At 59.2% G+C, this 10970-nt stretch carries 9 protein-coding genes; 5 read left to right on the top strand and 4 right to left on the bottom strand.

The features are described from left to right. Positions 1–14: 14 nt before the first annotated feature. A complete protein-coding gene (locus NW844_RS08565; RefSeq protein WP_414334968.1) occupies positions 15–1448 on the bottom strand; it encodes a cytochrome ubiquinol oxidase subunit I in 1434 nt (477 codons plus the stop codon). Positions 1449–1851: 403 nt separating this feature from the next. Between NW844_RS08565 and mfd the strand changes: the two genes are divergently transcribed. The 3 genes from mfd (at position 1852) to NW844_RS08550 (ending at position 7129) form a co-directional block, all read left to right on the top strand. Continuing rightward, entirely contained in the window at positions 1852–5319 is a 3468-nt protein-coding gene (gene mfd / locus NW844_RS08560) for a transcription-repair coupling factor (RefSeq protein WP_414334969.1), read from the top strand. A gap of 95 nt (positions 5320–5414) precedes the next feature. Continuing rightward, a complete protein-coding gene (locus tag NW844_RS08555) occupies positions 5415–6350 on the top strand; it encodes an ABC transporter ATP-binding protein (protein WP_414334967.1) in 936 nt (311 codons plus the stop codon). Further along, positions 6347–7129 carry an ABC transporter permease gene (locus NW844_RS08550; RefSeq protein WP_414334966.1) on the top strand — a complete coding sequence of 261 codons (783 nt, stop codon included), beginning with the start codon at positions 6347–6349 and terminating at the stop codon, positions 7127–7129. The genes NW844_RS08555 and NW844_RS08550 overlap by 4 nt, the downstream gene beginning before the upstream one ends. Before the next feature lie 7 nt (positions 7130–7136). Here the strand turns inward: NW844_RS08550 and NW844_RS08545 are convergent, their stop codons facing one another. Next, positions 7137–7664 (bottom strand): TM2 domain-containing protein, encoded by a 528-nt coding sequence (locus NW844_RS08545; protein WP_414334965.1) that lies wholly within the window; start codon positions 7662–7664, stop codon positions 7137–7139. A 267-nt stretch (positions 7665–7931) separates the two neighbouring features. Between NW844_RS08545 and hemH the strand changes: the two genes are divergently transcribed. Next, the gene (hemH, locus tag NW844_RS08540; protein WP_414334964.1) at positions 7932–8966 is read left to right on the top strand and encodes a ferrochelatase; all 1035 of its coding nucleotides are present in this window, start codon (positions 7932–7934) and stop codon (positions 8964–8966) included. Positions 8967–9009: 43 nt separating this feature from the next. Next, entirely contained in the window at positions 9010–9417 is a 408-nt protein-coding gene (locus NW844_RS08535; RefSeq protein WP_414334963.1) for a VOC family protein, read from the top strand. On the opposite strand, the gene NW844_RS08530 is transcribed toward NW844_RS08535, so the two are convergent. Together NW844_RS08530 and NW844_RS08525 are read right to left on the bottom strand one after the other, a co-directional pair. Continuing rightward, on the bottom strand, positions 9414–9992 hold the full coding sequence (locus NW844_RS08530; protein WP_414334962.1) for an SAM-dependent methyltransferase: 579 nt from the start codon (positions 9990–9992) through the stop codon (positions 9414–9416). The genes NW844_RS08535 and NW844_RS08530 overlap by 4 nt on opposite strands. A gap of 120 nt (positions 9993–10112) precedes the next feature. Next, positions 10113–10883, bottom strand: a complete 771-nt coding sequence (locus NW844_RS08525) for an RNA polymerase sigma factor SigF (RefSeq protein ID WP_414334961.1) — start codon at positions 10881–10883, stop codon at positions 10113–10115. Positions 10884–10970 lie beyond the last annotated feature (87 nt).

Raw genomic sequence — 10970 nt, 5'->3', positions numbered from 1 at the left:
GGGCTGCACCGGCGCTAGCGAGCTTCTGCAGGACGGCGATCCGGCTCGTGGCGGGCAGGCTCGATCACCATCACCGGCTGGGTTGCCGGAACGGGGGCAGGCAGCTCCAGGTCAGGCCCTCTGCGGATGATGCGGCTGCCAAAGTAAAGGGCAGCCACGAAAAACACCGTATACAAAGCAGTCAGGCCGACCAAAGAAAACAGCACCTCTCCCGGCGGCAGCGGCGAAACGGATTCCGCGGTGCGCAGTTGTCCATACACAATCCAGGGCTGCCGGCCCACGCAGCGGACGATCCAACCGGTCTCCACGGCAATGTATCCCAGGGGTGCGGCGAAGACCCAAGCCCACATCAGCCACTTCTGCTGGGAGAGGGCCTCCGCCGACAGCTTGCCCCTCAACCACTGGATCAAGGTCACCCCCATAAGCCCGGCCAGAAACAGGCCAATGGCCACCATTGTCCTAAAGGAGTAGTAGATGAGGCCAATCATGTGAGGACGATTTTGGGGATCCCAAGCTTTCAGGCCCTGCACCGGTCGATCCAGCCTGGGCTTAAACTCCAGCAGATAGCCCAGCGCACCGGGGATCTTCACCTCCCACTCGTTGCGCTCTTCTCGGTCGTTGGGCAGGGCTAACAGGCTCCAATCGGCTCGTTCGCCGGCGGGGATCGTCTCCCACTGGGCCTCCATGGCCGCCAGCTTGGCCGGTTGATAGCGATACACTTGCTCCGCGCTCAAGTGGCCGATAAACACCTGCAAGGGGGCCACCACCAGAGCCATTGCCAAGACCACTTTGAGGGAACGGGAAAAAAACTCGCTGTGCCGCCGCTTGAGAATGTACCAGGCGCTGATGCCACCGATCACAAACAAAGAGGTTTCCAAAGTGGCAAAAAACATGTGCAGAAAGCTATTAACCATGAAGGGATTGACAATCGCCTGCAGGTAGTCGCGCACCACAAACTTCCCATCGACAAATACCCCCCCTGCCGGCGTCTGTAGCCAAGAGTTGGCCGTCAGGATCCAAAAGGTAGAGAGGTTGGCGCCGAAGGCCACCAGGATTGTCGAGATCCAGTGAATCACCGGCGGCACCCGCTCCCAGCCAAAGAGCATGATCCCCAAAAAGCTGGCCTCCAGCATAAAGGCCATCGTGCCCTCAAACCCAAGGACGGTTCCAAAGAAGTCGCCCACCGCCTCAGAAAAAGGGGCCCAGTTCATGCCAAATTGAAAGGCCATCGGCAACCCTGAGGCCACGCCGATGCCAAAGTTCAACACATAGATCTTTGACCAGAAACGAGCGTGGCGATAGTAATCTAGATTGCGGGTTTTTAGCCAAAGGCCCTCTATAACAACAAGATAAATAGCCAGTCCCGTTGTTAAAACCGGCCATAGCATATGGAAAATGGCCGTGAGGGCAAACTGTAGTCGAGAAAGTGCGACGGTGTCTAGAAACATGATTGGCACCCAGTTTGGATGGATAAACTCAACTTTTCCCAACCCTCTCTGCTGCAGTTTGTGCAGGCACGCCTCTAGGTATGTTCGCTGCAGACATCCGTACCCATTTGGATGAGGTCGGGAAGGCTATCTTTTTTGTTCCTCCTAGGATTGCATCTTGACCAAGATCAGCGATGGGCTGCTCGACTCTAAAGGTTAACTTTAGGATCTTGGAAGAAGGGGTTTTCTTCGTGTAAAGCAGACTACAGGATAAAGAGGGTTGCGAACTCGGCAGCCTGGGGATCCGCAATCCCGAAATGGCCCGTTGAGGGGCGGGGATAACGCCATGCAAATTTTCCTCAGGGCCTGCCAGAATTGGGATCCCGGCTTGTTGGAGATCCCAGTTGGCAGTGGGGGGTGGAAGATGTCGTTTGTCCCGCTGGTGCGCTTTCTCGCCCAATCCGGCTTGATGCCAGAGTTGGCCGCCCGCTTGAGATCGCGGCGACAGGCAGCCATTCAAGGGGCAGGGCGGATCGCCAAGGGGTTGATGGCCTCGGCTTTGGCCCAGCAGGAGGGGAGATCCCTGCTGGTGGTGACTGCCACTTTGGAAGAAGCAGGCCGCTGGACGGCGCAACTGGAGGGCATGGGCTGGGAGAGCGTGCAGCTTTATCCCACCTCCGAGGCTTCCCCCTATGAGCCGTTTGACCTGGAGCCGGAGCTGGTGTGGGGACAATTGCAGGTGCTGGCCGATTGTCTCCAGGGCAGAAAGGGCATGGCCGTTGTGGCCACGGAGCGGGCCTTACAACCCCATCTTCCCCCCCCAGAGGTGTTTCAGGCCTTCTGCCTCAAGCTGGAACCTGGCCTGGAGCTGTCGCCGCAGCAGTTGGGGCAGCAGTTGGCCCGGCTGGGCTACCAGCGGGTAAGCCTGGTGGAAAGCGAGGGGCAGTGGAGCCAAAGGGGCGATATTCTCGACATTTTCCCGGTGGCCTGCGAGTGGCCGGTGCGCCTGGAGTGGTTTGGCAATGAGCTGGAACGGCTGCGGGAGTTCGACCCGGTAAGCCAGCGCTCCCAAGATGGGATCCCTTCTGTCTGGCTGACCCCCACCGGCTATGGGCCCATGCTCTGGCCAGCGCTGCAGGAAAAGATGGAGCAGCTCTCCCCCGCCCTGCGGCAGCAGGGATCGCCTCCCCCAGAAGGCCTGCGCCGTTTTCTCGGCCTGCTCTACGATCCACCGGCCAACCTGCTGAGCTACTTGGATCCCAATACCTTGATCCTGATCGACGAGCCGGAGCAGTGCCAGGCCCACAGCCGGCAGTGGCTAGCCCACGCCCAGGAGCAGTGGCAATTGGCCCAGGCTGCTGAGCCGGCTCTAGTGCCCTTCCACCGCCCCTTCGATCTTGAGGCCGCTGAGTGGGATCCCTTCCCCCGCCTGTTGGCCCGTGCCTTTGCCCCTGCTGGCGAGGGGGAAGCTGTCCTCGACCTCAAAAGCCGGCCTGTCCCTGCCACTCCCCACCAGTTTGGATCCCTGGCCAAAACCCTGCGCGAGTACCGCAAGCAACACTTGCAGGTGTGGATCCTCTCCGCCCAGCCCTCCCGCACCGTGGCTCTGCTGCAGGAACACGACTGCCCGGCCCAGTACGTGCCCAACCCCAAAGATTTTCCGACTATCGAGCGCCAGCTCCAGTCCTACACGCCGGTGGCCCTGAAGTACTCCGGCCTAGCGGATCTGGAGGGGTTTCTCCTGCCCACGCTGGGGTGGGTGGTGCTGACCGACCGCGAGTTTTTCGGCCAGCACAGCCTGGCCACCCCCACCTATGTGCGCAAGCGCCGCCAGGCCAGCTCCCGCCAGGTGGATCCCAACCTGCTCAAGCCGGGGGATTTTGTTGTTCACAGGGCCCATGGCATTGGCCAGTTCCTGCGGCTGGAAAGCCTCACCATCGGCGGCGAAACCCGAGAATATCTGGTCATTCAATACAGCGATGGCCTGCTGCGGGTGGCTGCCGACCAGGTCAACTCCCTCTCCCGCTACCGGGCCGGCGGCGATGGCCCCCCCGCGCTGCACAAAATGTCCGGCAGCACCTGGGAAAAGACCAAGCAAAAAGTTAAAAAGAGCCTGCAAAAAGTGGCCCTTGACCTGTTGGAACTCTATGCCAAGCGTGCCCAACAGGAGGGCTATGCCTTCCCGCTCGATTCTCCTTGGCAACAGGAGCTGGAAGACTCTTTTCCCTATCCTCTGACACCGGATCAAATTCGCGCCGTCCAGGAGATCAAGCGGGATATGGAGTCTCCCCGCCCCATGGATCGGCTGCTGTGCGGGGATGTGGGTTTTGGCAAAACGGAAGTGGCCATCCGCGCCATTTTTAAAGCCGTAACCGCTGGCAAACAAGTAGCTCTTTTGGCGCCAACCACCATTCTCACCCAGCAGCACTACCACACTCTCAAAGAGCGCTTTGCCCCCTATCCCATTCAAGTGGGCTTACTCAACCGCTTCCGCACTCCCGACGAGAAAAAAGAGATCCTGGCCCGCCTCAAAAGTGGTGAACTGGATGTCATTGTGGGCACCCACCAGCTTTTAGGCAAGGATGTACAGTTTCGCGATTTGGGCCTTTTGGTCATCGACGAAGAACAGCGCTTCGGCGTCAACCAAAAAGAGAAAATTAAACTCCTCAAAACCCAGGTGGACGTGCTCACCCTTACGGCTACCCCCATTCCCCGCACGCTGTATATGGCCTTGTCGGGGTTGAGGGAAATGAGCTTGATCCAAACTCCCCCGCCCTCGCGGCGCCCGATTAAAACTCACCTCTCCCCCTACAATCCTGAGGTCATTCGCACGGCTATCCGCCAAGAGTTGGATCGCGGCGGGCAAGTCTTTTATGTTGTCAACCGCATTGAAGGGATCGAAGAGACCAGTGCCAAATTGCGGGAATGGGTGCCCGGCGCCCGCATTGCCATTGCCCATGGGCAAATGCCGGAAGGAGAGCTGGAAGCGACGATGCTGGCTTTTAACAACGGGGAAATCGATATCCTGGTCTGCACCACCATTATTGAGTCGGGTTTGGATATTCCCCGTGTCAACACCATTTTGATCGAAAATGCCCAGGAGTTTGGGCTGGCTCAGCTTTACCAATTGCGAGGGCGGGTGGGCCGGGCTGGGATCCAAGCCCATGCTTGGCTGTTCTACCGAGAAGATGGCATCCTCACCGAAGAGGCCCGCAAACGCCTGCAGGCCATTCAGGAATTTACCCAACTGGGATCTGGGTATCAATTGGCGATGCGGGATATGGAGATTCGCGGCATTGGCAACCTGTTGGGCACGCAGCAATCGGGGCAGGTCAATGCTGTGGGCTTCGATCTTTATTTGGAGATGCTGCAAGAGGCCATTCGCGAAATTCGTGGCCAAGAGATCCCGCAGGTGGAAGATACGCAAATCGACCTCAATGTCACCGCCATGATCCCGCAAAGCTATATCCCCGACGAAGATCAAAAGATGCAGGCCTATCGCCAATTGGCTGCTGCCGGCTCTCGGGTCGAGCTGTTGCAAATTGCCCAGGAATGGCAGGATCGCTTTGGCCCCCTGCCCAGGCCTACCCAGGAGCTGCTGCGGGTGATGGAGCTGAAGATTTTGGCCCGCAGGCTGGGCTTTTCCCGTATCAGGCCGGCCAAGGAGCATGTGCTTCTGGAAACTCCCATGGAGGAGCCCGCCTGGAACCGCCTCAAGGAAGCGCTGCCCACTCACCTACAGCCTCGCTTTGTTTACCAGCCGGGCAAGGTGACGGTGCGGGGCCTGGGGATGGTGCCTGCGGCGCAGCAACTGGAGAACCTTTTGCAGTGGCTGGACAAAATGGGCTTAGCCCTGAGCCGGATAGAGGCCGGGATCCCAACAGCCACTTAGTCCTGGCTGCGGGGCGGGGCTTCTGCTGTGAGAAACTGGGATGGGTGCCCGGCCTTCCTCGGGTTGGACTTTTGCACTCCCCGTTGCCTTGCCTCATGAAAGTCCTCGAAGCTCACCACCTCCAGAAAACCTACCGGCAGGGGGGCAAGCAGGTGCGGGCGGTGGTGGATGTCTCTCTGACGCTGGCGGCAGGGGAGATCCTGGCTTTCTTGGGGCCCAATGGAGCCGGCAAGACCACCACCATCAAGATGATTGCTGGGCTGATCCAGCCGGATGCCGGCACGGTGCGCATCCTGGGACGGGATCCCCACGCCGATGCGGGTGCGCTGGCCCAGGTGGGGGCGGTGCTGGAAGGCAACCGCAACCTCTACTGGCGGCTCACCCCCCTGCAAAACTTAGAGTATTTTGGCGTGCTGCGGGGGCTATCCCCCAGAACGGCTCGCCAACGGGGGCTGGAGCTGCTGGAGACCTTTGGCCTGCTGGAAAAACGGGATGTTGCCGTGCAAACCCTTTCGCGGGGTATGCAGCAGAAGGTGGCCATTGCTGTTGCCCTGCTGCACCAGCCGGTTCTGCTGTTGCTGGATGAACCCACCTTGGGGCTGGATGTGGAAGCGGCGCAAGCGGTGAAATCCTTGATCCGCCAAATTGCCGCTTCGGGTCGGGCCATTCTCCTCACCACCCACCAACTGGAGATGGCCGAGGCCCTCTCAGACCAAGTGGCCGTGATCGAGGGGGGGAGAATCCTCTGCCAGGCCCCCACGCAGGAGCTGATCCGCCAGTTTGCCGGCGCAGCCAGTACTTATCGGATTGAGTTGGAACAAGACCTCGATCCCAGCCGGGCGGAGCGCCTGCTCCAGCAAGGGGTGGAGATTCTCGGCTTCCATCAGTTGCGCTTTGGCGGCTCTTCAGAGGCGTTGTATCAGGTGCTGGAGATCCTCAAGCCCTTGCCCCTGCTCAGCCTCAAGCGCGAGGAAGCGGATCTCACCCATGTTTTCCTCAAGCTGTTAAAAAGAGGGGATAGGCGAGGATGATGCAGGCGATACACCTGTTTTGGGCGGAGCTGAAGCGGGCCTGGATCCAGTACATCCGCTATCCGGCAGAAGCCCTGGGCGGGATCCTGATCACCACCTTTTTCTTCTATGCCCTCTTTGCCGGCGCTCAGTATGTGGCGGGGCCGGCCTCCCAATTTGGCGAACGGTTGGACGCGGTGGTGATCGGCTATGTGCTCTGGACGCTGGTCATTTTTGTGGTGAACGATATTGCCCTCAACCTGCAAGTAGAAGCCCAGACAGGCACCTTGGAGCAGGTGTTGCTCTCGCCCTTTTCGGCGGCCACCCTGTTTTTGGCGCGGGCCTGCGCCAGCTTGGTGTTGCGCTTTTCCGTCGTCGCCGTTATTTTGGGCGTCATTTTGCTGTTGACAGGCAGCCGGCTGCGCTTTCCTCCCACTCTGTTGTTGCCCCTCTTGAGCGTGGTGCTGGGGGCCTATGGCTTCTCGTTTTTGCTGGGATCTGCTGCCTTGATTTGGAAGCGCATCCAACAACTGCTGATCCTGAGCCAATTCGGCCTGCTCTTTCTCCTAGCTACCCCCACGGAAGAGTGGTCGGGATCCCTGAAGTGGCTGGGGCAGATGCTGCCCATGACGGCAGGGGCCGGCTTGCTGCGGGATCTGATGGTGCGGGAGGCGGGCTTGGATCCCCTGCGGCTGCTCATGGCTCTGGCCAGCGGCCTTTTCTACTTCGGGCTGGGCCTGCTGGCCTTTCGCCGGGCGATGCAACTGGCCAAACAGCGGGGCATCTTGGGATCCCAGTAGGACGTTGTCAGAGGGAGCGCCGGTCGCCAGGGGAGCGCAACAGGTGAGGGAAGTGGTACTCCACTGCGCCGGTAGCCAAGTTGTTCTCGGGAGAAGCGATGCCCCGCCGGCTCAGCTCTCGCAGCGCTTTTTCAATCTCGTCAAAGTCAGCAGGCAGCTCGATGGCGACTTCGGAGAGGGTGAGGATCCCTTGTCGCTGCTGCGCCAGCCGTAGGATCTCCCGCATCAAAGCCTGACCCTTCAAAGGCTGAGGCGGGGCCGAGACGGCTTTTGCGGGAGCCGGAGAGGGCCGCACTCCTTGCAGGACGGCCAGCTTGAAGTTGTAATCTTCCACCATGCCCGGGATCAAAAACAGGTCGATCAACTGGCCGAAGCCCAAAAGGCCGAAGGTCAAAAGCCAGAGAATGCCCGTCACGGTTTTGCCCAGATAGAGGCGATGGACGCCACAGATCCCGAATATGCCCAGCGCCCAAAGGATGTAGGTGGTGCCGACAGATTTGGGCTCGGCAGGGGGCAGTAGGTAGCGAGAACTCATCGTTTTTCTCCGAGAGACCCCACGCTACGGCGCAGCAGGGGAGGGACAGAAGGCTTGGCGACGAGGCTCAATGTCCCAGAGCCAAGCGGCGTATAGGTATACGATAGCTTCACTTCGCTGCGCCATCAGGTGAGGCTGGCCTGCTGTTGCCGCTTTCACCAACGTCGGCTAGGTGGATGAGAAAGGCTGCAAAAAAACTTAAGGCCACTTTCCCGCTGTGGGATAAGACCCCCTACAGTGGATAAAGAACGATGATTGAGTTTTGCTATGTCCAAAAGCGGCGTGCTCCTGCTGAACTTGGGGGGACCAGAGACCCAGGCCGATGTGCAGCCCTTTCTCTACAACCTATTTGCTGATCCCGAGCTGATCCGCCTGCCGTTTCCCTTCTTGCAGGGGGCTTTTGCCTGGGCCATCTCCGCGCTGCGGGCCGCAAAATCCCGGCGTAACTACGCAGCCATTGGGGGGGGATCCCCCTTGCGGCGCATCACAGCCGAGCAAGCGCGAGAACTGCAGGCCCACCTAGTGGCCGAGGGCTACGACGTGCCGGTGTATGTGGCCATGCGCTACTGGCACCCGCTCATCGAGTCGGTGGTGCAGCAGATCAAGTCGGATGGGATCACCCGCCTGGTGGTGCTGCCGCTCTACCCGCAGTATTCCATCAGCACGACCGGCTCCAGCTTTAAGCTGCTGGATCGGCTCTGGGCCGAAGACCCGCAGCTGGGCCGCATCGAGCGCTGCCAGATCAGCTCTTGGTACGATCAGCCTCAGTACGTGCAGGCGATGGCAGGAGCCATTCGGGAACAATTGGATCGGTTTGCCGATCCCGAAAGGGTGCATGTGCTGTTTAGCGCTCACGGCATTCCCGAAAGCTATGTCACCCAGGCCGGGGATCCCTACCAACAGGAAATGGAAGCTTGTGTGCGGCTGATCTGGCAGCAGGTGGAGCGCCCCAATGACCACACCCTCTCCTACCAAAGCCGGGTGGGTTCGGTGCGGTGGCTGCAACCCTATACCGAACGGGTTATCCCGGAGCTGGGAGCGCGCGGGGTGAAGCAGTTGCTGGTGGTGCCGATTAGCTTTGTGTCGGAGCACATCGAGACCCTGCAGGAGATCGACATCGAGTATCGGGAGCTGGCCCACCAGGTTGGGATCGCCGATTTTCGCCGGGTGCCCGCCCTAAATGCCGACCCGCTGTTCATTGCCGGCTTGGCGGCGCTGGTGCGGCCTTATTTGCTCACCTCGGGCTTGGCCGCTCCTGCCTTTGTGCCTGCGGCTGTGGCTCACTCTGTTCTCGAGCCCTGAGCCAGACTAGGGTAAAGCAACAGAACTACCCCACGCGGTTGCAATGCTGATTTCCGGTGCCTTGGTTAGCGTGGCTACCCCGGATTTACCCCGTCTACAGCACTTCTATCAGGCTCTCTTGGGGATCCCTCCTCAAGCTCAGCTCCCAACCGAGGGGGAGCCGGTGTATGTGGAGTTTCGTCTGCCAGGGTTGCGGCTGGGCCTTTATGGCAGCCGTCACCCCAACTTTGCTGCTCAAGCCGGGGCGATGAGCCTCTGCTTGCAGGTGCAGGATTTACAGGGATCCCTGACAACGCTGGAGGGGCTGTCGAAAACTTACCGGCTCTCCATCTCCCCCCTGCGGCAAGCTTTTCACGGACAGGAGGTGGATTTTCAGGATCCCGATGGCAACCGGATTGTGTTGCACCAGCCTTCTGCGGCTGTTTGGGAAGTGATGGCCTGGGAGGGCTAGATCTGCCACAGGTAGATGGTGTAGGTGTTGATGACATCCGATACGGTGGTGGTGGCGGTGGGGGGCCAATCTCCCATGTCGAAGGAATGGGTAACCAAGCGGGCGCCAGGCCGGAGCTGTGAGCGCAACTTGTCTCGGATCAGCAGGTGGGAGCGGGGCAGCAAATAACAGCTCACCACTGTCGCCGGGGCTAAGTCCAAATTAAGCAAATCCTGCTGGAGAAAGATGACTCGATCCTGAACTTGGGCTTCTTGGGCCCGCTGTTGGGCTTCGAGGATGCGCTCCGGGTCGATATCCACCCCCACACCCCGCGTGCCAAAGCGCTGTGCCGCTCGAATGAGGATGCGGCCATCCCCACAGCCCAAGTCGTACAGCACATCTTCGCGCCCCACCTGGGCCAAATCCAGCATGGCATCGACAACCGAGGGCAAGGTGCGCACATAAGGAGCCAAGCTGAGCCGGTTGGGCTGGCCGTGGAAGAAGGGATCCCTGCCGAGCAAGTTGTGGTTCAGCTTGGGCTTGAAACCGCGAGGTGCTGAGGGTTGATCCCGAGAAGAGCGCTTTTTTCTATTCATCAAATATATTTTGATCGGTGTTCCCATTAGTCTAGCAATCTATTGCAGTACCGAGGCTCCGGCATTTTACTGGATGGGAAAGCACCGTCAATCGCCTTGGCCCAAACACTTTAAAAAATATCAAAAAATATCTTGATTCAACAACTTGGCCAGGCGTTCCAGCCCCTTTTTGACCTGGCGGGAAACAGTAACGGCGCTGATCCCCAGCCGCTCTGCCGTTTCTTTTTGGGTGAGGTCGTAGAAGAAGACAAATTCCAAAATCTGGCGGGTGCGCTCTTCCAGCTTGGCCAAGGCATGTTGTAGGCGAATGCGATCTTCTTCGGCCAGTTGAAAACTGCGGTAGCGTTGATCTGGAACGACCTCGCCTAGAGCAACGCTATCTTCCCCGGTTTGAATGGGGGCATCAAGGCTGAGCAAAAGGCTATTTTGTTGAGCCAGTTCCATCTCTTGCCATTCCCGGTCCGTCAGTTGCAAAGCTTCTCTCACCTCGGCCTCAGAGGGGGGACGGCCCAACTCTTGCCGCAGGCGCGCAATCACCTTCTTGGCTTGTCGTTGCAGAGTCGTCCAGCGACGTGGGATCCGCAAGGTGGAGCTTTTGTCCCGCAAGTAGTGTTGAATTTCTCCGCGAATGTAGGGCATGGCAAAAGAGCTAAAAGCCAGGCCACGGGTAATATCAAAGCGTTCAATGGCTTGAATCAAACCCAAGCAGCCGATTTGTACCAAGTCATCGTACCCCTCATTGCATTGGTTACTCCAGTGATGGGCTTCTTTGCGCACCAAGCCCAGGTTCATTTCCACCAGCCGGTTGCGCAGGGCCGGATCCCGAGTCTGGTGGTACAGTCGCAACAGTGCAGCGGTTTGGGCTTTAACATCTTCATGTTTGGATGCCATAGACGCACCCACAGCTCGGGATCCAGTATCGCCAATACTAGCTTTAGTCAAAGATAGGGGAGCCGCGGCTGTCGATGGCGTTGGCGG

The organism is Synechococcus sp. H55.2 (genome assembly GCF_047462495.1).
Taxonomy (GTDB): domain Bacteria; phylum Cyanobacteriota; class Cyanobacteriia; order Thermostichales; family Thermostichaceae; genus Thermostichus.
Note: the sequence above shows the minus strand (reverse complement) of the source record. Positions and strands in the feature narration are given on the sequence as shown.

Coding starts and splice junctions, on each gene's coding strand:
- NW844_RS08565 (WP_414334968.1), bottom strand. CDS start 1,448: ATGTTTCTAGACACCGTCGCACTTTCTCGACTACAGTTTGCCCTCACG.
- mfd (WP_414334969.1), top strand. CDS start 1,852: ATGTCGTTTGTCCCGCTGGTGCGCTTTCTCGCCCAATCCGGCTTGATG.
- NW844_RS08555 (WP_414334967.1), top strand. CDS start 5,415: ATGAAAGTCCTCGAAGCTCACCACCTCCAGAAAACCTACCGGCAGGGG.
- NW844_RS08550 (WP_414334966.1), top strand. CDS start 6,347: ATGATGCAGGCGATACACCTGTTTTGGGCGGAGCTGAAGCGGGCCTGG.
- NW844_RS08545 (WP_414334965.1), bottom strand. CDS start 7,664: ATGAGTTCTCGCTACCTACTGCCCCCTGCCGAGCCCAAATCTGTCGGC.
- hemH (WP_414334964.1), top strand. CDS start 7,932: ATGTCCAAAAGCGGCGTGCTCCTGCTGAACTTGGGGGGACCAGAGACC.
- NW844_RS08535 (WP_414334963.1), top strand. CDS start 9,010: ATGCTGATTTCCGGTGCCTTGGTTAGCGTGGCTACCCCGGATTTACCC.
- NW844_RS08530 (WP_414334962.1), bottom strand. CDS start 9,992: ATGAATAGAAAAAAGCGCTCTTCTCGGGATCAACCCTCAGCACCTCGC.
- NW844_RS08525 (WP_414334961.1), bottom strand. CDS start 10,883: ATGGCATCCAAACATGAAGATGTTAAAGCCCAAACCGCTGCACTGTTG.